Source organism: Ruegeria sp. BI7 (genome assembly GCF_056537925.1).
Genome location: NZ_JBQFSK010000016.1, coordinates 16,274 through 42,626, shown reverse-complemented (window position 1 = coordinate 42,626; position 26,353 = coordinate 16,274). Strand labels below are relative to the sequence as shown.

The window sequence follows — 26,353 nt, the reverse complement described above, 5'->3', positions numbered from 1 at the left end:
ATCTATCGCTTTTTCGATCGGCGCCTCACTAACAACTTTCAAAACAAACGTCCCGAAACAAACCGCCAAAAAAATATCCTCAAAACACCATGTGGCAATTCTGTAAAAAGACAATTTGATATCCATTTTTTGCGTATTGTAAAACACGGTAAAGTAGAGTCATCCTCAAGTCTTCTCCCCTTCGAAAAAGGGCGGAAGGCCATAGTTTCCTGACTTTCTTCAAGCTTGATCAGCTTGCCTGACCTGCGGCAGGCGCCTCAGATCTTGATCGCTGGGAAACTCTGGATCTTCCGAAAGCCTCTACCGACGGAGATTGCTCAAGCTCCGCTTCGGCGTAGCATGATCGAAATGGTGCGCCACACGATCCAAGCTTCCATGATCAGCCCGGTATTTGCGATGTAGTACAGATCTGCCTGTACTTTTCGGCGTGTCGCATCTGTACCTTCGATATACCCAAGTTCAACCTGCGCCCAACCACTGATTCCTGGGCGCACAAGGTGACGCGCCTGGTATCCGGGTATAAGCGACATATATTCTCGGGCATGCTCGATGTAATCAGGCCGAGGGCCTATCAAGCTCATTTCACCCTTAAAAACATTGATAATTTGCGGCAATTCATCAATACGGGACTTGCGCAAGATGCGACCAAGCTGGGTAATTCTGCCCTCTTCCAACGGGCAATCAGCACCCCGTTCAATTTTCTTGGCCGGGCGCATGCTGCGAAACTTGTATGCTGTGAATGGTTCGCAGTTTTTCCCCATACGCACCTGAGAGAAAAACAGAGGCCCTTTGTTCCAAATTGGGTTCAAGACGAGAAGGACGATTCCAAAAATCACCGCGAGAGGCAACAGAACAAATACGCTCAGGACAAGATCAAACGCACGTTTTGCGAAGGTAAAAAAGACACCTGGTGCAGAGTCTGGAGCCCGCGCAAAGGCGGTGGATTCCCCGAGATCGTGCTCGGGTAAATTAAAATCAAACATAACTGCTCAAGAGCCTTAAAATAATTATTTTTATACTCGTTTTAAGAGAGCACTTCTCTTGTTAACCGTTTATCAATCACTTCACGAGAGTGTCAATATTTTTGAGTTAAATTTGCCTCAAGCCTTAAATGAATCGGATTTTAAGGCGTCTGGTTCACCGTCTTACCGGACCACTTTAGATCTGTTTAAAGGGTCCTAAGCAGGTTGGAGAGGGCCCGAAGGAGCCCAGTCTAGCGAACCCATCTACGCGCGGTTTTCGTGACGTGTAATTGTCTGCGTCGTACAGCGATGCAAGGCGTCGGATTCAATTGCCAAGCCAAGGAATAGGGCAGGGGTAATCAACCCAATCGCCGCGCTCTTCAATATAACGCAGTCGAGCATTACAGCCCTATTGGTCATCGCGTTCTTTTTCACACATAAAGCTCTCCCGGACGTAGCGAGCCATAACCCGATGTTCACTTGGGCTGCGAAAGATCACCTTATTCGATAAGGGGGCGCTTTCGGAATTGATCCAAGAAATCCTCCCAAGCCGTGCTAAACTCCTCAAGGGGCCAGTTGAGCGATCTGGAAATACCGTGCCGATCGCGGAAGTCAAAAAGAAACGCACCGCCTTGGGTCATCTGTTCGATCAACTCGTCAGCATCGACCCCATCGAAGCGGCATCCCACACCCGTCAGGCATCCGGGCCAACGTGTACGCCACACCGGTGTACCTTCGCGTTCGATACGAAACCCGTTTGGATGAAAGACCGTCCCCGGCTCGATCCCGAATTCAACCTGGAACCCATCATCTTCGGGCGTAATGAATATGAATTGACCTCCGAAATTCGGTCGACCGGAAAAAACATCGACCCAGCGCAGGTAGCACCGCTGCACCAGTTTACCGTATTCCTCTCGCTCATCGCAGATGGAGCTCCAGATACCGAACTTGCTTTGGTGTGTGACCCGCCAATTGCTGGCCGTATCCCGCCCATGCAAATCCTGTGCAACGGCTGCTGTAGCTGAAAGCGCAAGGGCGAGTATGATATACAGGTTTTTCATAGCCCCAAAGTCTTGCCCCAGGCCTTCTGTGCCAAATCACGTTGGCGAGAGGTACAAGGCAGGTTTAAAAAGTAGAGGGTGTACAGGCGCTGACAACAACACATTGTGTATCGCCTGTATTGCGAAAACGATGGGGCAATTCGCTGTCAAAGTAGTAAGCGTCCCCCGGACCTAATACAGCGGTTTCGCCATTTACGGTCACCTCCAGCTGCCCCGAAATCACCACGGCACATTCCTCGCCGTTGTGGGAAAGTTCTGATCGACCGGAATCCGTGCCCGGACCATACTCTTCCAGAAGCATTTGAATTTTGCGATTTTGCCGCTCTCCTGCGATAAGAAAGTAGGAAACGCCAGATGCGCCAACATCCCTGTGTTCGTTTTGCCGGAAGAAAACCTTATCCGCATCTTTCAAATCAAAGCTGAAAAAATAGCCAAGGCTGATATCCGCCCCCTGTAGTATTTTCTTCAACAAGGCGACAGAAGGTTGGGTGGCGCCCGCTTCTATGAGTGAGATTGTTCCGCTGCCAACGCCCGCCAGCTTAGCCAATTTCCTCTGACTTAGCCCCTTGGCGGTTCGAATCACACGAAGGCGTTTTGCCGTTTCAAAATCGGGGCCAGTGCTTTTCTGCTTCATATCCAAAGCACTTTGGCATGAATTCTGCGATGAATCAATAGGTTAGAAATCCTAAAGAATCCGGAATGACCACCTTCCAGTCGCCGTGCGAGAAAGCCAACCGGAACTCGCAGGCACCTTGGGGAGGAATCGAAGTGGTCCAAAAGACGAATAATACATCTGCCTTTTGGATGCCGTTCACGGCCAATCGGGACTTCTTGAATAATCCCCGCATGATCAAATCGGCGCAAGGAATGTACTATACCAGCGTCGATGACCGCCAGATCATGGATGCGACCGCAGGCTTGTGGTGTGTCAATGCCGGTCACCGTGATCCACTGATCACGGCAGCCATTCAAAAGCAGGCGCACGAGCTTGACTATGCGCCCAGCTTTCAGTTCTCGCATCCGCAAGCCTTTGAACTCTCGTCAAAATTGACTTCGATGATGCCCGAAGGCATCGACAATGTCTTTTACACCAATTCAGGTTCTGAATCGGTGGACACAGCCCTGAAAATCGCCCTGCATTATCACCGGATGCGCGGCGGCGGGGCCCGTACACGTCTGATCGGTCGTGAGCGCGGCTATCACGGCACAGGGTTTGGTGGAATTTCGGTTGGCGGGATCGTCGGCAACCGCAAGCATTTCGGGACGCTTCTGACGGGCGTCGACCATTTGCGCCACACGCACGACATCGAAAAGAATGCGTTTTCTAGAGGCTGTCCTGAATACGGGGCCGAGCTTGCTTTAGATTTAGAACGCATTGTCGCATTGCACGATGCCTCAACCATCGCCGCAGTAATTGTCGAACCGATGGCCGGTTCAACAGGTGTTCTGATGCCGCCCATTGGTTACCTGAAGAAGCTGCGCGAGATCTGTGACAAATACGGCATCCTGCTGATCTTTGATGAGGTCATCACCGCCTTTGGACGGTTGGGCGAGGCCACTGCAGCGGATTACTTTGGCGTCACCCCGGATATCATCACCACGGCAAAGGGCCTGACCAATGGCGTCATCCCGATGGGAGCGGTCTTTGTCCATAACCGCATCTATGAAAGCGCCATGGAAAATGCGGATGCGCCGATTGAACTGTTCCACGGCTATACTTATTCAGCCAACCCGATTGCCTGCGCCGCTGCGTTGGCCGCGATGGAAAGCTACGAAACAAACGGCCTTTTCGCCCGTGCGGCTCAACTTGCACCGCATTGGGAAAAGCGTCTGCACAGCCTTGCCGGACTGCCCAATATCGTTGACCTGCGCAACCTTGGCCTTGTGGGAGCCATCGAACTGGCCCCCCGTGAGGGCGCCCCGGGTGCGCGGGCCATGGAAGTGATGAAAAAGGCCTGGAACGCGGGAATCATGATCCGCGTCACCGGAGACATCATTGCGCTCTCGCCCCCGCTGATCATCTCTGAACAGGAAATCGACACGCTGTTCGACACCCTCACCGATATCCTGCGCGACCACCCGTAAATTCACTCGCCCCCATGGATGAAAGGTAACCGCTAGCGCACGACAGAATTCCTGACACCCGGCTTGCACATGACGACGTCAAACTCATGCCAGCCCTCAGGCAATCATCCGAAAAATGGAGCAATGAAAATGTTCATTGGTGTTCCCAAGGAAATTAAGAACCACGAGTACCGTGTTGGATTGACCCCTGAAAGCGTCGCCGAATTGGTGGCGAATGGTCACAACGTGATTGTAGAGACCAACGCTGGCGCCGGGATCGGTTCTGACGACGATGCAAATCGTGCAGCAGGTGCGGAAATTGCCGAAACCGCAGCCGAGATTTTTGCCAATGGGGAAATGGTCGTAAAGGTGATAGAGCCTCAGGCGGTCGAGCGCGCCATGCTGCGTGAAGGTCAGATCCTGTACACCTATCTGCACTTAGCCCCTGATCCGGAACAAACCGAAGACCTGGTCAAATCCGGCGCCGTTTGCATTGCTTATGAAACCGTCACCGACGAAAATGGCGGCCTGCCGCTGTTGAAACCGATGAGCCGGGTTGCCGGCCGCATGTCTATCCATGCCGGCGCTGGTGCGCTGGAAAAAGCCAAAGGCGGTCGCGGCGTTTTGCTGGGCGGCGTACCCGGTGTGAAACCCGGCAAGGTCGTTGTCATCGGCGCAGTTCTGATCCCGGGTGCCGCAGCACCAAAGCTGGTCACCCGCGAGTTGATCTCGAAGATGAAACCCGGTGCGGTTGTCGTGGACGTGGCCATTGATCAGGGCGGCTGCTTTGAAACGTCCCAAGCCACCACGCACGCCGATCCCACCTACGTTGTCGACGATGTGGTTCATTATTGCGTTGCCAACATGCCTGGTGCTGTGGCGCGCACTTCTACCTACGCGCTGAACAACGTCACACTGCCGCATGCTCTGGCCATTGCGAATAACGGCTGGAAGCAAGCGCTCGCGGATAATCGTCACCTGATGGCAGGCCTGAACGTGGCCCATGGGAAGGTGACATACAAGGCTGTGGTCGATGATCTCGGGTATGAGTTCGTCGCCCCGGAGCTTTGCTGAGCAAGAGCAAAGACAAATCCCTGCCGATCGACGGGGGGTTATTTTTAACTGAGGAGGAGACCTGAATGTTTTCGAAGATTAACCGCCGCACCCTTGGTGCGATGGGTGGCGCAGCTTTGCTTGCCGCATCCGCCTTCACAACACAGGCCAGCGCTGAGGAAAGGTTCATCCTGGCGCACGCAATGACAACCGACCATATCTTCCACGCGATGTCCGAAAAATTCCAGGACACCCTAGGGGACGACTCGAACTTTGGTATCGCTTACCACCCGGGTGGCGACCTGGGCGACTGGACGTCGCTGTTCGAACAGTCGATGCAGGGCGTTGTTCCGATGACCCTGACCTGGGGCGCATCTGAATTCGACCAGCGTCTGGACCTGTCCTGGCTGGGTTACGTTGTATCAAACTGGGAAGATGCCCGCACGGTCTACGGCCCCGGCGGTGACATGCTGGAAATCTACAATGACATCCTGCATGATCTGGACCTGCACGCGATTGGCATCATTCCGACCGACTTCGGTTCGGTTGTGATCCGCAAAGGCGTTGGCGCCAAGCCGCTGAACCTGCCTGCCGACGGTGGAAACCTGAAGATCCGCGTTCCCCCGGTTTCGATTGCGGTTGACCGCTTCAACAACCTGGGCTTCGGCGCTGTGCCGATCCCGCTGGCCGAAGTCTACACCTCGCTGCAGCTGGGCACGGTTGACGCGCGCGCATTCTCGACCGCGGTTGAGACCTACAACCTGCGTGACGTTCTGGAAACCAACATCCTGACCAACGACTATTTCGAGACCGCCTTCTGGTTGGTCAGCAAAAGCTGGTGGGAAGGTCTGTCGGACGAAGATCGTGCAACCCTGCAGGCTGCTGCAGACGAAACCGTTCTGTGGTCGTGGGATGAGGCTGAAAGCAAGAGCAACGAGTTCCTGCAAAAGGCTCGCGACGAAGGCATCGAAGTGATCGAGCTGAGCCCCGAGCAAATCGCAGCGGCAGCCAAGATCGTTCACGAGACGGAATGGCCGGAAATGGAAAAACTGGTTGGCCCGGAAATCATGGGCAAGCTGAAAAAAGCCGCCGGAATCGAGTGACAAGACTTTGTTGGGCCTGCCATCCGGCGGGCCCACTGCTTTAAATTGGGAGGACAAAATGGAACGAGAATCTAGGCAGCATCCTCGGGACCCGGTCGAGCCCGGTGCGTCCTATATCTATGACCCTGAAGTGACCGTCGCCGAACCGCCCGAACATGTCACCGCGATCCCCGAGTGGGACGTGTCGAATGGCTACGCATTATTTCTGAAAATCGAAAAAATCTACGCTGGGATACAGGCGAACGGCCTTGCTTTGTTCAGCATCAGCCTCGCTGTTTTGATGTTCGCACAGGTCGTTCTGCGATACGGTTTGAATTCGCCCTTTGTCGGGATCGAAGAAATGGCCCTGTTGTTTGGGGCTTGGATTTACTTTCCCGCGATGGCCTATGTCACGCGGCAAGGGGAACATATCCACGGCGGCATTCTGACCTTGGTTGTTAAATCCCCGAAGGTCGTGCAATCGGTGCGACTGGTCATGACCTTGCTCAGCATCATTGCGTGCGTGGTTTTCGGTTACTTTGCAATCAAATATGCCTTCTTCGAAATCGAGAAGGGGCGTCTCAGCTCATATCTGCGTTGGCCCAAGGGCATCTGGTCCTTTTCGCTGGTCATCGGTTTTGCCGGCACCATCCTGGCGCTGCTGATGCAGGCAGTAAATCAATTTGTCGCCATTAAGATGATAAATCCGGAAGGGGCAAACTGATGCTGATCTTCGCTATTGCTATTGCAATCATCGTTATCCTGCTTTTGCTCGAAATGCCCATCGCCTTTGCCTTTGGCATTGGGGCCTTGGTGTTCGGTATTGGAACGGGTTCGAATATCTCATTCCTGATTCCTTATGCCTATCAAACCACAACAAGCTTTGCGCTTTTGGCTTTGCCGCTCTTTGTTCTTGCAGGAACGATCATGGCCGAAGGCGGTATCTCGAACCGCTTGCTGGATTTCGTCAACGCCTTTGTCGGGCGGATCAAGGGCGGATTGGGCGCTGTAACCATCGTCACTTGCGCGCTGTTTGGCGCCATCTCGGGGTCGTCCTCGGCGGCGATTGCAGCCATCGGTCAGATCATGATCCCGCGTATGGTGAAGGAAGGCTACCCGGTGGGTCACGCAACCGCTCTGGTTGCTTGTTCTTCGGTTCTGGCACTGATGATCCCGCCGTCGATTCCGATGATCGTTTTCGCGGTGACCGGTGGCCTGTCGGTGGGTGCCGCGTTCCTGTCGACCGTAATTCCTGGTATCATGCTGGCGCTGTTATACATCGTTCTGAACTTCGTCTTCCTGCGCAAAAACGACGACATCAAGGTCGAACCGAAGCTGCCGATGAAGGAAGTACAGGTCAAGATCGCCAAATCCGGTAAAGAGGCTTTCTGGGCCCTGCTCATGCCGCTGATCATTCTCGGCACGATCTATGGCGGGATCGCAACCCCGACCGAAGCTGCTGCAATTGCATTGGTCTATGCGGCCGTTGTTGGGTTCTTTATCTACCGTGGTTTAACACCTGCCAGTTTCTGGAAAGGCACTATTCAGGCCGCGATCACAACAGGCTCGATCATCACCGTGCTGTTCTTCCTGTTCATGATGAGCCGCTCGATGGTGCTTCAGCAAGTTCCTGGCCAGATTGCCGATCTGTTGCTGAACCTGTCTGACAACAAGATCCTGCTTTTGCTTCTGATCAACCTTGTTCTCCTGCTGATGGGAATGATCGTGGACGACATTTCGGGCAGCGTTCTGGCGGCGGTTGTGCTTTTGCCGGTGGTATCTGAACTGGGCGTTCACCCAATCCATTTTGCGGCGATTGTCGGAACCAATCTTGGCCTGGGCAACGTGTCTCCGCCCTGCGCGCCGATGCTTTATATGGCAGCTGGTGTCAGCAAAATCACACTGGACCGTTACATCGGCATTACGCTGAAGTTCCTGTGCCTTGGTCACTTGCCCATGGTGCTTTTGGTTACCTTCCTTCCGGAATTGTCACTGTTCCTCCCGAAGATGCTCATGGGCATCCAATAGTGACGCAATAATCTGGAAGCATGGTTGCGCCGGAGTCGAAAGGCCCCGGCGCAGTTTTATTTTGAAACATCTATCGGCCAGTTTTTCCTGCGTCCTCAGCTCTACCGAGCTTTCGTAAATCGATCAGACGGCTTCCAGCGCGATGGCGATACCCTGACCAACACCAACGCACATGGTGGCCAGCGCGCGTTTGTGGCCGTCCAACGACAGCTCCAGTGCCGCCGTTCCAGCGATCCGGGCCCCGGTCATGCCCAGCGGGTGCCCTAGAGCAATGGCTCCGCCATTAGGATTCACATGCGCGCTATCCTCGGCCAGACTTAGGGCGCGCAGAACTGCAATACCTTGCGCGGCAAAAGCCTCATTCAGTTCAACCACGTCGAAGTCTTCGGGTTTCAGACCCAAACGGGCGCACAGCTTTTGCGTGGCCGGGATCGGACCGATACCCATAATCCGAGGGGCCACACCCGCCGACGCCCCGCCAACGATGCGGGCCATCGGGGTCAGTCCGTATGTCCTGGCGGCCTCAGCCGAGGCGATGATCAGCGCGGCAGCCCCGTCATTGACGCCCGAGGCGTTGCCAGCCGTGACTGTTCCACCATTACGGAAAGGCGCGGGCAGGTTGGTCAATTTTTCCAGCGTCGTGCTGCGGGGATGCTCATCGGTTGCAAACAGAACTGGATCGCCTTTTCGCTGCGGCAGTTCGACCGGAGTAATTTCCTGTGCCAGCCGACCCGACGCGATAGCTTTGGCCGCGCGCTCTTGACTGCGAAGCGCGAATGCGTCCTGCGCGTCACGCGTCACATTGAAATCCTCGGCGACGTTCTCAGCAGTTTCCGGCATGGAGTCGACACCGTACTGTGACTTGATCACCGGGTTGATAAAGCGCCAGCCAATGGTGGTGTCATAAACAGCATTCGCTCGTGAAAAGGCGCTTTCGGCCTTGGGCATAACAAAGGGTGCGCGCGACATGCTCTCAACCCCGCCAGCGACCACCAGGTTGGCATCACCACAGCGGATCGCCCGCGCGGCGTTGATCACAGCATCCATACCGGACCCACACAGGCGGTTAATGGTCGTACCAGGGACAGCCACAGGCATGCCCGCAAGCAGCAATGACATGCGCGCCACGTTGCGATTGTCTTCACCGGCCTGGTTGGCGCAACCGAATATCACGTCATCGACAGCATCCCAGTCAACGCGTGGATTGCGCGCCATCAAGGCACGTATAGGAATCGCGCCCAAATCGTCAGGGCGTACCGGGGCCAGAGTACCACCAAAACGGCCGATCGGCGTTCGAATATAATCGCAGATATAGGCTTCGGTCATTGAGTTCACTTTCCTGCATGAGCCGTGGCGACATGGGAAACGGGTCGTTCGAAACGTAGGCTCTAGAGTATTAAAAAACAGTTTGAAAAAAATGGGAAATCCGAAATTTAACTTGTCCAGAATTTCTGGGCTGGTCATTCGATTACATAGACAGGTGGCGCGGCCGTCTGACATTCGGGTGCACCTGTCTTGTTTCGGCCGACAAACAAGAGCGGTGACCGATCCCAGACCTGGCCAATCAGCGGACAGCAATTCGCCCAACCATGGCCTGAGCTTAAACCCGCGCATTGGTTTCGGTTTGGCGGAATACCTCCTGCGGTCAACCGCAAGAGGCGATTTCTAAGCAAAACCACTCATCGAAGAGTACCAGTTTGCGCTTTAACTCCTGACCGCCGCCCTCAGCTCAAGGAATTTCCGCAATTGCTCGGTTTCCGGTCCTGACAACGCGCGCCCAATTGCGCCATAGGCAAAAAGAGACGCACCACCCGGCACCACCCTGTTACCCGCCCCGATAAGCTGGCCGCCACGGATCGTGACCCCGTTCTCATCTGCCCAAAATTCAGTGACGTCCGATCCCAGGTCAGGGAACTCAACGACAAGTTCGTCGTCAATTTGATCATTCGAAAGATACCAGAAAGCGCGCTGCCCAGATTCAGTGACGTCATACTGATTGATACGGTTCTGGTACGGTGTCGGTGCGGATCCGATTTCAAGCTGAGCCTGTGCAAGCAGAATGCCCTTCACACCATCCCCCAGAACATCGACCCCCATTTCCTCTCGGGGTCGAAGATAGAGGTTTTGATTGCCCGTGCCGCTGTAGTCCAATTGTGTGGATACCCGGAAAAGACCGCTGCCAAGGCTTTCAACATAAGCTGAACCGGACAGGATTGCGCCCGTCGTCAAATCGACTTCGAAGGCCCCGCGCGACGCAGCAAACCCGTCGCCACCAGTAAAGTGCAGGATTGGATATTCCGCCGCCGAGGCAACAACAGAGAATGTAACAGTCTGTGTGGCTTGGACAGCCGAAGGCAGGGCAACAAATGTCAGACCACTCTGGCCGACCCTCGCCGCCAGTTTCACCATCTCTATTTCTGGCGTTCCCAGTGCAGTCGCAGTAAGAGATCCAGCATTATCGTTCCACCCTGCAAAACTCGCAGAGTTGTCCATCAAGTTCCTGATCCCACTCATCGGGTGCCGGGCAAGAAAAGGGCGCCGGTCGTCATTAAATTTCTGCGCGGCGTGGTATCCGGGAATGCTACGGGCCGCTATATCAGCAATGGTTATATCCGTCGGTCCCGATCGCCGCTTGATGCTAAGGTATTCTACCTTAGATTGTATAATAACACTGTGCCGACCTATTGTGGTAGGCAAGGGCGGGTTGCCCGTCACACCGCTGATAGACAGGCCTCCAAAGCCATATGCGGTCACTGTATATTCTAGTCGGTACCATTCTCCGACCGTTAAAATATCAGTCTGCACGACGTTTGAATACGACCCATCGGGTGAGTGGATGCGCACTTGTCCGTTTGAAATGGTTGCATCACCGTTCGTATTCCAATGAGCCTCACCATCGTTTAACCCCCCGTCCGTGACAGCGTCAGGGCCAGGTCTAAGATCGTTCGATTTATCCAGCATCAACCCCACCGGTTGACCCGGACCCAGTATGGGCATCGTCCCTGCCCAGTTCTGAAACAGTGAGCGCATATCGGCGGGGTCGAGCCAAAGCGACGGGTTCAAGTTTTTAATACCGCCAGGACCATTGCGCGTCGCCAATGATGTGATGGAAAGGCCAAGATTAATCATTATTAACAACCCCTTTCACTTCATCGGTTGTTTGATGCCTGGGTTGATTGACAAAGGCTGGTTCAGCCTTGCTGGCAATTACTGCGCGGGACATTCTGTTGATCTCCAACTTATTGGATTGGTGCGACTTCATTGGATGAGATGCCAATTTGCCCTCAGATTTCCGTAGCTGCGTGTTCAGAAACCCGGGCTTTGCGGGTACTCATTCTAACTTGATGCATGACGTTAGCATTCAGTCATGGGTTGAGATTTGATCGTTCTTCACCCGGAATAATTTTCTAAGATTATTGATTTTAAATTAGGCGACCGTACGGGTTGATCGGAAGTCATGCGCCCATAGTCAGATAAGGGGGAAGTGGCTGGAAGCCTGGTTTGAACCGACCCAAACAGCAGGCATGAAATGCAGGGGCAAGGTGGTTTTCACCGCGGCTTTTTGAACCGGCAGTTTGGCATACGGGCGGGCCTTTATTTATGCCCTGGAACCTTGTAGAGAGCGGCTTCAAACGCGTTTCGCGTGTATCCGGCATTTGGGATAATTTATTTGATATGAAGCAATCTCCAATACACGAAGCACAGTTCAATTCGAGCCGCTCACCAATGGGTGACGCGCCAGAAGATGACGTGGTCGATTTAGGAGTTTTGATAGGCACATTATGGCGTGGAAAGTGGATCATTGCCCTAGCCACCGCCATAGCCATTTTGATCGGAGGGTATTACGCCTTTGTCGTCGCCGTGCCACTGTACAGGTCGACTGCGGTGGTCATGCTGGAAACCGATCAAGCCAGCGTGGTTGACCTTCAAAGCGTAGTTGGCGGTCTGGCCGGAGACACCGCTGAAGTCAATTCCGAATTGGAAGTGCTGCAGTCCCGCGGTCTGATGGGCAAGGTCGTGGACAAGCTGGACCTCGTTTCTGATCCCGAGTTCAATTCTGATCTTCTGCCAGACTCGGCATTCGATGGGGTCAAACAGTTCGTCAAATCAGTTCTTGGCACCGGAAGCGACCCCGAGCAGGTGGCCGAGGAACTGACCCAGCAGAAAACCCGGGACAGCGTGATTACGGCCCTGCTCAAGAAGCTCTCGGTCAAAATCGTGCCGCAAAGCTTGGTGTTCGAAATTACGGTCGAGACGGAATCGGCACGCAAGTCAGCTCTGATAGCCGACACGATCGTCGAACTATACGTACTGAACCAGATCGAGGTAAAATTTGAGGCCACCGAACAGGCGACGGCGTGGCTGACCGATCGTGTGGCCGAGCTGCAAGTCGAATTGGAAACGGCTGAGGCAAAAGTCAGCGACTTCAATGGGACGACTGCGCTGATCTCACCCGAAGCTCTACAGTTGCAGGAAGTGCGATTGAAAGATCTTCGTGAACGTCGTGTATCTGCCGAGGCAACCCGTGTCACGGCACAGTCTCGGTATGACGCACTGTCTTCCGCAGACAACCGCGCGGCTCAGGCTGAAGCCAGCCAGGACTCGCAGTTGCAACGCCTTTTCACGCAAATCGAGGATTCCGGTACGGGGGAGACAGTCTTTGACACCGCTTTTCAACGTCTTCTCGCGCGCACAGCGCTTGAGGTGCGACGGTCAACGCAGCAGGTTCAGGCCCTGACACAATCGGCAGAAGACCTTGGGCAAAAGATCGCGCAGCAGAATGCGGACCTGATTACGTTGCAGCAATTGGTGCGTGAGGCCGAAGCGGTTCGGCTGCTCTATGAATATTTCCTGGCGCGGCTGAAAGAGACATCGGCGCAGGAAGGGATTCAAAAGGCGGACAGTCGGCAATTGTCACGCGCCGTTATTCCCAGCATCCCGACTTCGCCCCGAAAATCCCGAATTCTAATGCTCTCGGCCATACTGGGCTTCATGCTGGGCGGCGGGTTCGTCTTGTTGGCTGAAGCGCGACGCAAAGGCTATCGCTCTGCGCAGGATTTGGAACGCAAGACCGGCTACAGCGTTTTGGGTCAGATCCCGATCTTTCCTGCACGCGGGCGCCGCAAGGTTTTGGAATATCTGGCCGACAAGCCGTCCTCTGCCACGGCCGAGGCGGTGCGCAACCTGAGAACTTCGCTTATGCTGTCCAACGTGGACCGCCCACCACAAGTTGTGGTTATGACCTCATCGCTGCCAGGCGAGGGGAAGACGACAAACTCACTGGCGTTGGCCCAGAACTTTGTCGGTATCGGCAAAAAGGTCTTGCTGGTCGAAGGCGATATCCGACGCCTGACCATGACAGCGCAGCTCAAGGGCGCACCCCAAAAAGGGATCGTGTCGGTTCTGTCCGGGGACGCCACGCCACAAGAGGTCATCTTTCACGACCCGTTGCTGAACTGCGATATTCTGGCTGGTGAAGAGACCTCGGCAAATGCGGCGGACCTATTTGCATCAGAACGGTTCAAGGTTTTTCTGGACGACATGCGCAAACTCTATGACGTCATACTGATCGACACACCGCCAACATTGCTGGTATCCGACGCACGCCTGATTGCACGCAATGCGGATGCGGTGCTGTTGACCATCAAGTGGAATGACACATCCGCGCAAGACATCACCGAGGCAATGCGCCTGTTCCACACCGATAATCAGCACTTAACCGGTCTTATTCTGGGTCAGATCAATGTCCAAAGCGCCAAGCATTACGGATATTCCTACGGAAGATATGCGTCCAAATATTACAGCGATTAAGGCTGTCAAAACGTCTTGGTTTAACGTGCGATTGACGTTTCAGTCGTTGCTGGCAGGACGGATCATTGCGGGGATACAAAAAGGTAAACAGCCTCGCTTTCTGGTCGAGCCTCAGCAAGGCTAAGAACGTTGTAAAAAATTGATATTCACGTTTGTTTTTCTTTGGAACTATGCATGAAATTTTCTATCGTTACAGCAGTTTGGAACCGTGCGGCCACCCTTCCAGATGCCTTGCAAAGCCTGGATGCACAAACCTACGACGACTACGAACACGTGGTTCAGGACGGAGGCTCTAGTGATGGCACGCTAGAGCTGCTTAATGCCCGAAACGATCCCCGCATGCGGCTGGTCAGTGAAACAGATCGGGGGCTCTATGACGCACTGAACCGCGCCACTGATCGAGCAACCGGTGATGTGGTCGGGTTGCTGCATTCTGATGACTTTTTTGCACATGCTGAGGTTTTGACTCGTGTTGCACAGGTCTTTGAGGAAACCGGCGCAGACGCGGTCTATGGTGATCTGGAATATGTGTCCGCGCGGGATACCAACAAGGTGGTGCGCCATTGGGTTTCTGGACCCTATGGCCCGCACAATCTGAAACGTGGATGGATGCCACCACATCCGAGCTTATTTATCAAACGCGATGTCATCACGCGGTGGGGTGGCTATGATGACAGCTTCCAGATCTCAGCAGATTATGACAGCATACTGCGTTATTTCGGCCAGGGCTGCATTTCAGCAGCCTATCTTCCGGAAGTATTGGCCAAGATGCGCCTTGGCGGGGCCAGTAACGGCAGCGTCCGTCGAATTCTCAGGAAATCGACGGAAGATTATAAGGCAATCCGGCGCAATCAGGTTGGCGGTGCGCCTACTCTGATCATGAAAAACGCGCGGAAGGTGCCGCAGCTATTTATGAATAAGCTGAGATCAAACTAGGCTTGCACAGCTCATGCTTCGGGGCGGGCAAAGTGATTTGGTTGACCACGTCTAGGTCCACGCGGGCGACCTACGCAGCCCTGTCGATACTGAACCCACCGCAAATTTACGATAGTTTCCAGACCCATTATAAGAGCTGGACAGACGCAAAAAAACGCCGCCCGAGGGGGCGGCGTTGCTGATTGGTTTATTGGCTTCAGTTATTCAGCTGCCTGTGTTCCGGCGTCTTCGTGCCTGTCCCGCTGCCCGTCGCGATAAAGCGCCTTGGCCAGAGAAATACACATCAAACCCATCACCATAGTGAACGGCAGCGCGCCGATGATCATCGCATTGCGCAATGCGTCCATCGGGTTGTTCTCACCCGCTGCCAAGATCAGCGCACCGATTACGGCGGTCAGGATCACACCCCAGATGATGCGATGTTTGACGCCGGTCTCTTGGCTGCCGCCCGACATGATTGTGTTCATCACCAAAATCCCGGAGTCCGCAGAGGTAACCAGGAAGGTCATGATTAGGATCACGCACATGACGTTCAGCATTGACAACAACCCACCGTCGATCATGTAGGACAAAGTCACGAACAGCTTGTTGGTGTTCGACGCCCCAATGATCGCGCCCTCGGCCGCGCCTGCCAGTTCCAGATCGATCGCGGTGCCGCCCAGGACTGTCATCCAGGCAAAGCACACCAATGCCGGTGCGAACACGCAACCCAGGATGAACTCACGCACGGTACGACCCTTTGAGATGCGTGCCAGGAACAAGCCAACGAACGGCGAGAACGCGATCCACCAAGCCCAATAGAACGTGGTCCAGCCCGACTGCCAACCAAACTGACGGCCCTGTTCACCGGCGGCATAAGCTGCGGCCAGAGTTGCTTCGTCCAGTTCAGCTGCTGCACCTTCCAGACCGCTCTTGAAGCCATCAAAGCTGCCCCAGGCGTTGGTAGCACCCCCCATCAGGTCTGCCGCATGGGCCTGTGCTTCTGCGGGCAGTGCTGCAGCAAAAGCTTCTGCCGACAGCGGCCCATAGGCGCCAAAGCTCAGCGAGATGAAGTGGAAGATATAGTCGACCATCGCCGACCCATAGGTGGTCATTGCAAAGACAAACGAGCCGAACACCACAAAAGTTCCCAGCAGGATAATCGACAACACAAGGTTCAGGTTTGATAGATACTTAACCCCGCGGCCGACACCCGAAACCGCCGAAATGATCGAAAGTGCCATGATAACGACCAGACCCGCGATCAAGCCCACCTTGGATGGTGCCGGAACGTCTCCGCTCAGGTCCATTACCCATTGCATACCGGTGATCGCATAGACCCCGTCGATAAACTGGCTGACACCAAAACCAATGGTGACCGAAACACCCAGGATGGTCGCAACCACGCCCAAAACGTCAACCACATGACCAAGAAAACCGTTCATCAGCTTGCCGAACAGCGGCGTCAGCGCCGCGCGGATCGTCAGTGGCATGTTACGCGTATAGGCGTAGTAGGCCAAAGACAGGCCCGTCACCACATAGATCGCCCAGGCGTGAAAACCATAGTGCAGGAACGTATAGCGATAGGCCGATTGGATCGCCTCGGGTTCATTGCCCGGAACATCCCCGGCAACCACAACGGGGTTTGAGCCCCACAACCCCAACGGCTCGGCCGTTGCAAACACCATCAGGCCCACGCCAAGACCGGCCCCGAACATCATCGAGAACCACGAAAAGTTCGAAAACTCGGGCTTTTCTCCGGGTGTGCCCATGACACGCTTACCGGTGCCCGGAAGGATGGCCACCACCGCCAGAAACAAAAAGAAAAAGCCCACGATGATGACGTAAAAGCCGTTGAAGCTCTCCAGCAATTTGCCGTTCCAGCTGCCCAGGGTGCCGTTGGCATTGGCCGGAAAGACCAAAGCCCAAAGCACCAGAGCAACCATGATCGCCTTGCTTATCAGCGCAATCGGGACGCTGTAGTTCTCATAAAAACCATCATCCGCGGTCTTTATTTCTAAGTCCGTAAACGGTTCCTTTATCGACATCTCTGTTCTCCCTTGTCGGTAAATGGCCTTTTTATTTTTTGAAGTGCGCCATTCCCGCCAAATCTATAGGGGGTGCGCATATCAGTTTGTTATTCTCCGTCCGTTTATTGCCCTTTCGCGTCACAAAAGCGCACGGATCTTTTCAAGAAGGGCAGCGTTCACTGCGACACCTTCCTTTGCAGCCCCTTCTCTGTATGTCTTGCGACCATCGCCTGGCAGGCGGGCACCGTCTTGCGAGCGGACCGACTCGATAAGAGCGGCCAGCTTGGCCTGAAACAGCCCGCCCGAAGTCGCCTGCGGGTCAATGGCAATAAAGAATTGACCGGTTTTCGGCGGGCCACCAGCCGTACCCGAGAATGGGCTGGCCACGGAACCCAACGTCGCACCCGCCATCGCGGCAGCCATCAGTTCGACGGTCAGGGCAATGCCGACACCCTTGTAACCGCCCGATGGCACCATCGAACCTTTCAGGCCAGCCTCGGGGTCGGTGGTGGGTTGGCCATTGGCGTCCAGCACCCAGCCTTCGGGCACAGATTTGCCTTCGCGGGCGTGCTTCATCACCTCGCTCTTGGCAATTGTGCTGGCGGATTGATCGATTAGCAGCGCGGCATTGCCATCGGCATCGGGGGCGGAAATCGAAAAGGGATTGGTGCCGACAACGGGTTTCGCGCCACCCGACGGGGCAATCGAGGCAGGGGCATTGGTAAATCCGATCCCAAGCAGCCCGGCCTGCGCCAACCGCTGTGTATGCACGCCCAGAACACCGCAATTATACGAGTTGTTGACAGCCAGAACTGCAACGCCTTGTTCACGCGCTAGCGGGATCAGTTTCTCGAACCCCAAATCAATAGCACTATGGGCAAAGCCAGTGGCGGCATCCACTGTGACAACGGCAGGGCGAGGCTGTGTGACCACCGGTTTTGCAGTGCCGTCCACCTTGCCACATTCGACATGCTGAGCGTAGATCGGAATATAAGCCAACCCGTGTGACGCCACCCCATCCGCTTCGGTCATTGCAGTGGCGACCGCCAAAGGACGCGCGTTTTCCTCGGATGTTCCGGCTTTGACAAGCGCGCGAAAGGCCAGGTCTTCAATCTCGGACAGTGACAGGGTTTCAGTGGCGATCATCATATATTCCCGTTCGTAAGAGTTGTAAGCGCCCCGGTGCAGGAGCCGCATTTCAGTCGTTGTCGCTCAATCCCGCACCGGCGCCGCGCAAGCGGCTTTCCTCGGTTGCGGGGGCGAACGTGCGATGGGCAAAGGCGCTGAGCCTGTTCCAGTTTTCCTCTGACACATCGGCGCGCAGCACCGGTTCACGACGCCCGGTCATGTCGGCGGGCGCGGAAAAGACCAGCTTGTTTGCGTGGCGCGCCTCAAGCGCATCGGGCGTGGCTTGTACGCAAACCTGCCGTCCGTCGGTGGCCAAGCGGGCCCCCTGCCATTCGGCAGAAACTGGCACGCCCAGACGCAACGCGGCACCGCCCATGAACGGCACTGCCAACAGGGGCAGGCTGACGTTCTCCATGGTGATCGATCCCCGATTCATCAGCCGCACGGCACAATCGCTCAGCGATGCCCCGGCGATCAGCGGACTCATACGCCGTGTGGGAGCATGCCATACTTCGGCGCTAAGAGAGACGGGCGACACGTCAATCGACGGAATGCGGTCGTTCATTTCCAGCAGATCGGCCAACATCCCAGCCCCCGAGAACCCGAAAGCCGACAGCCAGCGCGTGCCTTTGGCCGCCTCTTCGGCCAGCCCCCATGACAGGCCGGCACCGCGCGCGGCGCGTTTGCTCATAGCTTCGATTTCATTCAACGAATGGCTCATGCCACGGCCTCTTCAAGTTCGGGGAATACCCAGAAATCGGCGTTTTCAGAATTCAATTCGTAGGGCAGGGGAGCATTCCCATACATGCAGATCCGAACCCAGCGGTCCGATCGAGGATCAAACTTGGTCGCGCCAAAGAAGGACAGCTTGCAGCGCAACATGTCGATCGGAAGTACTCGATCCGAGATCGTATTGTCCCGAATTTCAGCATAGGGTGCGCGACCTACGATCTGGGCCCGACGCAGGACGTGGCGGTGTTCAGGGTGGCGCAGAAGAAAATCCGCAACCTGTGCCTCGTCCGACCAATGAGCCAGAGCCTGATACAACAGTGCGGCATCCCGCCCGGGGGCCAGAGGCTGTTCATATTCCTCTATAGGTTCTTCAAAGCGTTCACCTAGGCGCGGTTCCAGCTTTTCCTCGGAAACATACCAAGCGCGAGCCTTGCTGGCCGGAGTGGTCCAATCTGTCTCGATCGCCCAGCCATAAATGTCCTTCAGCAGCGTCCGCAAATCGCCGATCTTCATCGCACCCGCTATCCGGAAAGTCGCGGTGTTATCTGCCGCCATACTTTCGGCAAACCCGTCTACCAGGTCCCCGTAAGGTTCTAGAATAAGCGAGGCAATCCATTCCTGCCCTTCCAGGGTCAGGTTCGTCTCGGCCCATGTGTAAAGCGTATCCCAGGGATAATCCGCATCAAGATTGGCACTGGCCAGATAGTCGGTAACCTTGGCGACATCCCCACGAAGGGCCGCCAGTTTCTCAATCTGGATCGGGTGTTCCGAATGCCAGGTTTCGACGATCTGCGTGTTGCGCGTCAGCATTTCCCGGAACAGGGTGATTTCAGCCTCGGTTGCCTTTTGAACCGCACGGACGGCCTGAATAGCCCGTTCGCGTGCTGCCATCCAATTGTTGAACAGCACCGGGTGGTTTAACAGAAACGGCGCCATGCCCAGACCTGTCGAGTTGCCGATGCCAATCGAACGGGCAATCCCTGGGTCCAGGCGCGCCGCGCGGGTTCCGTCTTTTGCCGCTCGCAGGTCTGCCATGTATTGCACCAGATCGGTCACAAACCAGCGCGTCAGATAGACCGACAACATCTCAACCTGGAAAGGCGCACGAAATTCGGGGCGGTCGGCGATCATCTCACGATCCGCAGCACCCAGTTTGCCCGAGCCGTAAACGGCTGTCGTGCGCATCAGGTAACCGACGTCCTCAATTTTCGCGACGGACGGCTGGCGTCCGCCAGCCAGTTCGCTGACGACATGCTCCCACAGGCGCACCGACCGGTTCGCGCGCGAGACCGATAGTTCTGTGCCGGTCACGCGCCCGGCTTCCTGAACCGGGATGTTATGCGAAAGGCGTTCGATGTCATCCGCAGTCGGCACACCATCGAACAATGTAAATGTGGCGTCCCAGGCTTCGGCAATCACTCGATCAGACCGTTTTTCAGGCGGCAGGTCATGGGCATAGGCGATCAACGAATATGACGCATCAGGCCCGTGCGCTGTATAGACAGCATGGCCGACGCCGTTTTCATCAATCTCGAAAGCAGTCTGCTCGAACCGCCAGTTCTCTCGGGCCAGACGCCGTGTCAAAACACGCATGAAGGATAGGCGCGACTGGTGCATCGATCCAAGGCGCGCAAGGCGCATCACCAGCTTTGGGTCGCGTTGGGAAACGTCAGTCATTCGGCCATGCCTCCTCAGTTTTCCGGCGGCCCGAAGTTGTCATTAAAGAAGCGATACCAGTTGCCTCCCATTATTCCGGCGATTTCGTCGGCGTTCAGGCCGGTCTTGCCCAAGCCATTCCTGATATTTCCAAAGTCGCGATTGTCCCGGAACCAATCTGGCATGGGCGGGAAACCGGGGGCTGAGGCAGAGCCCTCACCATAGTCAATCTCTTTGGTCCAGCGACCGACGCGCATCCATTCCACGATGCTGTCGGGTTGATCCTGGCACAGGTCGGTGCCGATCCCCAAATGCTGAGCGCCGTATTTGTCCGCAGTCCGCGCGATCATTTCGCAGAAACTCTCAAGCGTGCAGTCGGATTTGTCCTTGAGGTGATGAGGGTAGACCGAAAAGCCCAGCATCCCACCGTTTTCTGTTACGGCCCGAATAACCATGTCCCGCTTGTTGCGAAGGGCAGGCGACCACTCATGCGGATTGGCATGGGTGATGGCGATGGGACGTTCGGAAATCTCAACCGCCTCGATGGTTGAACGATCTGCCGAATGGCTCATGTCCACCACAAGACCAACGCGGTTCATCTCTTTGATGACCTGCTTGCCCATGCGGGTGATGCCGGTGTCTTCGGCCTCGTAACAGCCCGTCGCCAGCAACGACTGGTTATTATAGGTCAGCTGCATGAACCGCGCGCCCAGATCGTGCAGGATTTCGACCAGACCAATATCGTCTTCGATGGGCGAGGGGTTCTGGAAGCCAAAGAACACCGCCGTCCGCCCCGTTTCTCGGGCCACGTCAATGTCGCTGGCCCAGCGGCCCTTCATGATGAGGTCGGGGTATTTCTCGAACCAACGGTTCCATTTCTCAAAATTCAGAACCGTTTCGCGGAAGTTTTCGTGATAGGCGATGGTGACGTGGATCGCGTCCACGCCCCCTTCGCGCAATTGACGGAATATTTTCTCCGACCAGTTGGCGTATTGCAGGCAATCGATCAGCATCAATCCGGCTTTCCGGCGCTGATATAGGCGGTCTTGACCGTTGTGTAGAACTCAGCCGCGGCTTTGCCTTGTTCGCGCGGGCCGTACGAACTGTCGCCGCGGCCACCGAACGGCACATGATAATCAGTGCCTGCGGTGGGCAGGTTCACCGTGACAACGCCGGTGCGCGCGTTGCGGCGGAAATGCGTGGCCCGAGCCAGCGATTTGGTCACGATGCCCGAGGTCAGGCCGAAATTAGTGTCATTGACGACGCTCAGCGCTTCATCATAGCTGCCAACCTTGATGACGCTGGTCAGTGGCGCGAACATTTCTTCGCGGTTGATGCGCATATCGTTGCGCGTGTTCAGGAACACGCCGGGCGACATGTAAAAGCCGTCATGCGGCATATCCAAACGCTGCCCGCCACAAGCCAGTTCCGCGCCTTCGGATTTGCCCAGATCGACATAGGCCAGATTTTCAGCCAACTGCTGCTGGCTGACGACCGGACCCATCTGAACCCCTTCCTCCAGCGCGTGGCCGACTTTCATCGCCTGCGCACCCGCAACCAGCTTTTCTACAAACGCGTCGTGAATGCCTGCGTGTACCACGAGGCGAGAGGAGGCCGTGCATTTTTGCCCTGTGCCACCGAACGCCCCGCCAAGGGCCAGCGTTACCGCCAGATCCAGATCGGCGTCGTCCATAACGGCCAGAGCGTTTTTCGACCCCATTTCCATCTGAACTTTGGTTAGGTTCTGGATGGCCGCCGTCGCGATACCCTTGCCGACCGGAACCGAGCCGGTGAAAGAAATCGCGTTGACCTTAGGGCTTTCGACAAGACGCTGACCGATTGATCGGCCCGATCCCATCACAAGACTGAACAGACCCTTAGGGATATCCTGACGATTGATGATCTCGGTCAGGGCCACCGCCGAGGCGGGCGTAATGTTGGCAGGTTTCCACACAACGGCGTTGCCATAACACAACGCCGGAGCGATTTTCCACGAAGCGGTTGCCGTGGGGAAGTTCCACGGGCTGATGATGGCGACAATGCCTACGGCCTCGCGGCGCACATCAACCTCGATGTCGGGACGTACTGAATCAGCGTTCTCACCAATCTGGCGCAGACATTCGGCAGCGTAATAGGTAAAGAACTGACCGGCGCGATAGACTTCGCCCTTGCCCTCGGCCAGAGGCTTGCCCTCTTCCCGGCTGAGCAGGGTGCCCAGCTCTTCGGCACGGGACATCAATTCGTTGCCGATGGCGTTCAGAACCGCCTGTTTGCGCTCAAGCCCATAAGCCGCCCATTCGGCTTGTGCGACACGCGCCTGATCCAGCGTTGTCACTAGCTGATCGGCGCTGGCCTGAGCAAACAAACCAACCAAGTCGCTCAGATCAGATGGGTTGCGGTTTTCGATTTCGCTTTCACCTGCCAGCCACTCGCCAGCGATCAGGTTCTTTTGGATGTCAGCCATAGCTGTGTCGCCTCATTCAGAAAGTATCGATCAGGTATGGACCTCTTTGGGGTAATCAATCAAACTAAAATTATTGAACATTACTTCAACTAAATTGAAATGATCGGATGACACTCAAAATCGAATTGCTTCGTGGCTTTGTCGCCGTCGCGCGTTGCGGCAACCTGACGGACGCGGCTTTGGTCCTGAAACGAACACCTTCTGCGGTGTCGATGATGATGAAACAGCTGGAAACCCATCTTGGGGAACCGCTGTTCGAAACGGACCGGAAAAACAAGCTCACTGCACTAGGAGAATTTGTTCTCGAACAATCAGAGCAGGAAGTTCAGCATTTCGACAATACTGTACGGGCCATCGAAAATTTCGCTGACGCCAGTTTGGGACATGTTCGAATTGCCACAGTACCGTCAGTGGCTGGCACAATCATTCCGCAGGTTTTTGCCCGTAAAATAGACACATATGACAAAGTCCGGATCGACCTGCGCGATATGGATTCAAAATCGGTTTTGCATGAATTGTCACGCGGTCGAATTGATATCGGTATCGCAACACTGGGCGTCAACGGGTCTAGTCTGCACAGCCAGCTTTTGCTGACCGACCGGTTCGGCGTTCTGGTTGCCCCAAATCATCCGTTGGCCAGGGGCACCGGCCCCGTCAACTGGAAAGCGCTGGAGAATGAACGTCTGATCGCCAATAGCTTATCCGACGGCATTCCGGGTCCAGAATCCGAAAAGATACACGCCAGATCGCGTTTATCGGCCCATAACCTGACCTCCATTCTGGGGATGGTCAGGGCCGGTATTGGCGTGACTATCCTGCCTGAAATGGCCGCAATCTCTTCAGGTCCGAGCGACCTTGTGTTCCGTCCACTAGCCGATGAGACCTTAAAGCGCCACATTCATCTGTTGCGCAAAGCGGGATCGGCGCTGTCACCCGCCGCGCGCAAATTGGAGAAGGACATCATTGAAACGGTCGAAGCTCTGACAACAGAGCATCTTTGTTTTCGATAAGAAAACGCCCCTGGACAACGAAATTGGGTTTTCACCGCGCAACGTGTCGTCCCGGTTGCTCAGAAAAGCGACCCGTGCCGAGGCCGAGGAATTGGCGGTGATGCCGGAATTGGCGGATGGTTGGAAAAGGGCGTTCAAGCGAATGGCGGCGGGTGAATACGACGAAGATGTTCAGCGGCGGCTAAACGGCTGAAGGTGAATTCGCCCTGAGGCTACGTCAGCTTTACGTGAGTTTGTGGCAGGGCGGCCCGCGCGAAGGTAACCGCCCTACCGGCCTGCCTAGGTCAGGCTGTGTGTGCGTTGTGCCCAAAATACAGGAACTCGCGATCCATTCCTGCCACATCACCCGATTCGAGAGACAGGCTGGCCGAATCCAGCATCTTGTAGCTTTTCTGCGATTTCACCCATTCATCCGCATTCTGAAGCGTGGTCAGCGTATAGCTTGTGGTCTCGCTCAGGTAATGCGTTGGAATGATGATCTTGGGCTTCAGCTTTTCGACGATGTCGTTGCCTTGTTTATAGTCCAGAATGTGCTGCGACCCGTCGACGGGCAATGTCAGAACATCAACCTGGCCAATCGCATCCCAGAATTCCTGTGGCGGATCGTGCCGGTTGTCGCCCCAGATCAGTGTGCGGATGCCGCCGGTTTCAATCAGATAAACCACCATGTCCATGTGGCTGACATTGTCCGGCGGGCAGGCTTGCACTCCGAACTCGCCCAGTGCGTTGGTCCAGTCGTACCAGCCCGGCGCGCGGCACACGTGTTTGTCCGCAAAACCGGTGATCTTGATGTCGGCGAATTCAAAGTTCCCGACCATCCGGTCCAGAACCATGGTCGAAACCGGGCGGTGAATGGCGTCATGGTCGAAATGCGTATGCGTGGACATGCAGATATCGACCGGCGTTTCCGGGAATTCATTCTTGAACCACAGACCCCACGCACCCGAAGGGTCGTCGCGCCAGGGGTCGAACAGAACGGTGGCACCACCGGGTGATGTGATCTTGATGGCGCAGTGACCGTAATAGTCGATCCCGACGGTCCCATCCACGGATTGTCCCGTGGTTTTCTGCAATTCGATCACGCCGTTATTGTTGCCGGGTTGTGTCCAGTCGGTGGATTGCGCCTTGGCAGATGTCGTGGTCAGCAGCGAGGCCGCCCCACCAACACCGGCAGCACCCGCCGCCATAAAAAAGGACCGCCGCGACAGGCCCGGCGTCAACTCATCCTTGTCACCACGCAATAGCGTCGGCTTAAGGTTCAGGTCATCTCTTTCCATTTTTGGTATTCCCTGTTGTCTCTCGTTCCGGTCTTTGCCGGAACAGAAACAGGGTACCAACCTCGTTTATTAAACAGTGCATCGAAAATATACGGGGGAAACATGGGGGGATTCCCCATGTTCACTGGATCGACAACAGCAGGCTGCGCAGGTTCTTACCGCTGCGTTTCAATCCAAGCTTTGCGCGTATGTTGTTGCGGTGAAACTCGATCGTGCTGGGTTCGCGTGACAGCGTTCTCGCAATATCTTTGGTCGTCTGTCCCCGCATGATCAACTGTGCGATTTCCTGTTCGGTTGGTGTCAGGGATTCAAAGATCGTGGTCAGTTGCCCACTCATCTCAGAGGTGATGGATTTCAAGCTTTCTTCAGCAAGGTCCAGATAAATCCGACCGGCAGGGTCGCTGTCCATTCGGCCACGCAGCTTTGCCAGATGCGGAACCACCAACCCCTTTATCTGACTTAGAATCTTGGCATCATATTCCTGCCGCGAAGTTTCGACACTGCTCAGCAATACCCGCAACGCGGCATTTGCCTCTTCCAGATCTGCGGTCCGGTTGGCCACGCGCTGTTCCAGTTGATCCAGCGTGGCTTGCAATTCGGCCTCAAGCGCGGTGCGGCGGTCAATCTCAACCAGCAACGAAAGATCGGATTCTATGACCCTGGCGAATTCCTGCAGGCCCTCGCGGAACAGCAATGCGCGTTGGTTACGGCGCAAATCCAAAACGCAAATTGTTCCAAAAATCGTACCGTCGGGCCATTTGAGCGGATAGCCGATATAGAAACTCATCCCGTGTTCTAGGTCGTCATTGTCACACCATTCCGGGTCTTGGGTTGCATTTTCGACCGTCAGTTCGCCATCGCGTTTCAAAACGCCATAGCAATAAAGCTTCTCACTCAGGGTAAAACCGCATCCTACCTCATAGGGGTTGTTGTTACTTCTGCTTGTGACAAAAACAGAATGATGAGGCGCATGTGTCCGCATCACGAGACTTGCAGGGACATCGGCAACCCGGGCAATCAGATCGACGATCCGCTGCCATTTGGCGATGGTTTCCTGCGAAATTGTGGGTTTCAAGCCAA

Annotated in this window: 23 protein-coding genes; 10 read left to right on the top strand and 13 right to left on the bottom strand. The window is 55.3% G+C overall.

Features of this window, described 5'->3' with window-relative positions; all coding sequences use genetic code 11:
• The coding region (locus tag ACR0JB_RS21405) for a hypothetical protein (RefSeq protein WP_480790287.1) at positions 1-213 on the top strand (213 nt) is incomplete at its 5' end.
• Positions 214-317: 104 nt separating this feature from the next.
• Here the strand turns inward: ACR0JB_RS21405 and ACR0JB_RS21400 are convergent.
• From ACR0JB_RS21400 to ACR0JB_RS21390, 3 genes are all read right to left on the bottom strand, one after another.
• A complete protein-coding gene (locus ACR0JB_RS21400) occupies positions 318-983 on the bottom strand; it encodes a sugar transferase (RefSeq protein ID WP_480790286.1) in 666 nt (221 codons plus the stop codon).
• A gap of 479 nt (positions 984-1,462) precedes the next feature.
• Positions 1,463-2,023 carry an invasion associated locus B family protein gene (locus tag ACR0JB_RS21395; protein ID WP_170400039.1) on the bottom strand — a complete coding sequence of 187 codons (561 nt, stop codon included), beginning with the start codon at positions 2,021-2,023 and terminating at the stop codon, positions 1,463-1,465.
• 64 nt (positions 2,024-2,087) lie between these two features.
• Positions 2,088-2,657, bottom strand: coding sequence for a cupin domain-containing protein (locus ACR0JB_RS21390; protein WP_170400041.1), 570 nt, complete (start codon positions 2,655-2,657; stop codon positions 2,088-2,090).
• A 170-nt stretch (positions 2,658-2,827) separates the two neighbouring features.
• Here ACR0JB_RS21390 and aptA point away from each other — a divergent pair, with 170 nt between their 5' ends.
• The 5 genes from aptA (at position 2,828) to ACR0JB_RS21365 (ending at position 8,250) form a co-directional block, all read left to right on the top strand.
• The gene (gene aptA, locus ACR0JB_RS21385) at positions 2,828-4,108 is read left to right on the top strand and encodes an omega-aminotransferase AptA (RefSeq protein ID WP_254437504.1); all 1,281 of its coding nucleotides are present in this window, start codon (positions 2,828-2,830) and stop codon (positions 4,106-4,108) included.
• Positions 4,109-4,237: 129 nt separating this feature from the next.
• A complete protein-coding gene (locus tag ACR0JB_RS21380) occupies positions 4,238-5,161 on the top strand; it encodes an alanine dehydrogenase (RefSeq protein WP_170400089.1) in 924 nt (307 codons plus the stop codon).
• Positions 5,162-5,226: 65 nt separating this feature from the next.
• Positions 5,227-6,243, top strand: a complete 1,017-nt coding sequence (gene dctP / locus ACR0JB_RS21375; protein ID WP_170400045.1) for a TRAP transporter substrate-binding protein DctP — start codon at positions 5,227-5,229, stop codon at positions 6,241-6,243.
• A 58-nt stretch (positions 6,244-6,301) separates the two neighbouring features.
• The gene (locus ACR0JB_RS21370; protein ID WP_480790285.1) at positions 6,302-6,946 is read left to right on the top strand and encodes a TRAP transporter small permease; all 645 of its coding nucleotides are present in this window, start codon (positions 6,302-6,304) and stop codon (positions 6,944-6,946) included.
• The gene (locus ACR0JB_RS21365; protein ID WP_170400049.1) at positions 6,946-8,250 is read left to right on the top strand and encodes a TRAP transporter large permease; all 1,305 of its coding nucleotides are present in this window, start codon (positions 6,946-6,948) and stop codon (positions 8,248-8,250) included. The genes ACR0JB_RS21370 and ACR0JB_RS21365 overlap by 1 nt, the downstream gene beginning before the upstream one ends.
• A gap of 123 nt (positions 8,251-8,373) precedes the next feature.
• Here ACR0JB_RS21365 and pcaF read toward each other — a convergent pair whose 3' ends face one another.
• A complete protein-coding gene (gene pcaF / locus ACR0JB_RS21360; RefSeq protein WP_170400051.1) occupies positions 8,374-9,576 on the bottom strand; it encodes a 3-oxoadipyl-CoA thiolase in 1,203 nt (400 codons plus the stop codon).
• A 378-nt stretch (positions 9,577-9,954) separates the two neighbouring features.
• The gene (locus ACR0JB_RS21355; protein ID WP_480790284.1) at positions 9,955-10,743 is read right to left on the bottom strand and encodes a phage head spike fiber domain-containing protein; all 789 of its coding nucleotides are present in this window, start codon (positions 10,741-10,743) and stop codon (positions 9,955-9,957) included.
• 1,182 nt (positions 10,744-11,925) lie between these two features.
• On the opposite strand from ACR0JB_RS21355, the gene ACR0JB_RS21350 reads away from it, so the two are divergent.
• Both ACR0JB_RS21350 and ACR0JB_RS21345 read left to right on the top strand, forming a co-directional pair.
• Positions 11,926-14,061 (top strand): GumC family protein, encoded by a 2,136-nt coding sequence (locus ACR0JB_RS21350; RefSeq protein ID WP_480790283.1) that lies wholly within the window; start codon positions 11,926-11,928, stop codon positions 14,059-14,061.
• Positions 14,062-14,235: 174 nt separating this feature from the next.
• Positions 14,236-14,997, top strand: a complete 762-nt coding sequence (locus tag ACR0JB_RS21345) for a glycosyltransferase family 2 protein (protein ID WP_170400057.1) — start codon at positions 14,236-14,238, stop codon at positions 14,995-14,997.
• Positions 14,998-15,197: 200 nt separating this feature from the next.
• On the opposite strand, the gene ACR0JB_RS21340 is transcribed toward ACR0JB_RS21345, so the two are convergent.
• The 6 genes from ACR0JB_RS21340 to ACR0JB_RS21315 all read right to left on the bottom strand — a co-directional run bounded on the left by ACR0JB_RS21340 (position 15,198) and on the right by ACR0JB_RS21315 (position 22,986).
• Positions 15,198-17,024, bottom strand: coding sequence for a BCCT family transporter (locus tag ACR0JB_RS21340; RefSeq protein WP_170351972.1), 1,827 nt, complete (start codon positions 17,022-17,024; stop codon positions 15,198-15,200).
• Positions 17,025-17,144: 120 nt separating this feature from the next.
• Positions 17,145-18,152, bottom strand: coding sequence for an Ldh family oxidoreductase (locus ACR0JB_RS21335; protein WP_170379794.1), 1,008 nt, complete (start codon positions 18,150-18,152; stop codon positions 17,145-17,147).
• Between the two features lie 52 nt (positions 18,153-18,204).
• Entirely contained in the window at positions 18,205-18,855 is a 651-nt protein-coding gene (locus ACR0JB_RS21330; RefSeq protein WP_170400059.1) for a DUF3726 domain-containing protein, read from the bottom strand.
• Positions 18,852-20,543, bottom strand: a complete 1,692-nt coding sequence (locus ACR0JB_RS21325; protein WP_170400061.1) for a hypothetical protein — start codon at positions 20,541-20,543, stop codon at positions 18,852-18,854. Before ACR0JB_RS21325 ends, ACR0JB_RS21330 begins: the two co-directional genes overlap by 4 nt.
• 14 nt (positions 20,544-20,557) lie before the next feature.
• On the bottom strand, positions 20,558-21,535 hold the full coding sequence (locus ACR0JB_RS21320) for a membrane dipeptidase (RefSeq protein WP_170507854.1): 978 nt from the start codon (positions 21,533-21,535) through the stop codon (positions 20,558-20,560).
• Positions 21,535-22,986 (bottom strand): aldehyde dehydrogenase family protein, encoded by a 1,452-nt coding sequence (locus ACR0JB_RS21315; RefSeq protein WP_170507853.1) that lies wholly within the window; start codon positions 22,984-22,986, stop codon positions 21,535-21,537. The genes ACR0JB_RS21320 and ACR0JB_RS21315 overlap by 1 nt, the downstream gene beginning before the upstream one ends.
• Positions 22,987-23,093: 107 nt before the next feature.
• Here ACR0JB_RS21315 and ACR0JB_RS21310 point away from each other — a divergent pair, with 107 nt between their 5' ends.
• Together ACR0JB_RS21310 and ACR0JB_RS21305 are read left to right on the top strand one after the other, a co-directional pair.
• A complete protein-coding gene (locus tag ACR0JB_RS21310; RefSeq protein WP_170362743.1) occupies positions 23,094-23,996 on the top strand; it encodes a LysR family transcriptional regulator in 903 nt (300 codons plus the stop codon).
• Positions 23,997-24,051: 55 nt separating this feature from the next.
• Complete coding sequence (locus tag ACR0JB_RS21305; protein ID WP_170351966.1) at positions 24,052-24,189, top strand: hypothetical protein; 138 nt, start codon at positions 24,052-24,054, stop codon at positions 24,187-24,189.
• Positions 24,190-24,280: 91 nt separating this feature from the next.
• Here the strand turns inward: ACR0JB_RS21305 and ACR0JB_RS21300 are convergent, their stop codons facing one another.
• Both ACR0JB_RS21300 and ACR0JB_RS21295 read right to left on the bottom strand, forming a co-directional pair.
• On the bottom strand, positions 24,281-25,273 hold the full coding sequence (locus ACR0JB_RS21300) for an MBL fold metallo-hydrolase (protein ID WP_366554077.1): 993 nt from the start codon (positions 25,271-25,273) through the stop codon (positions 24,281-24,283).
• Between the two features lie 121 nt (positions 25,274-25,394).
• Positions 25,395-26,348 (bottom strand): helix-turn-helix transcriptional regulator, encoded by a 954-nt coding sequence (locus tag ACR0JB_RS21295; RefSeq protein WP_254437506.1) that lies wholly within the window; start codon positions 26,346-26,348, stop codon positions 25,395-25,397.
• Positions 26,349-26,353: the final 5 nt, after the last annotated feature.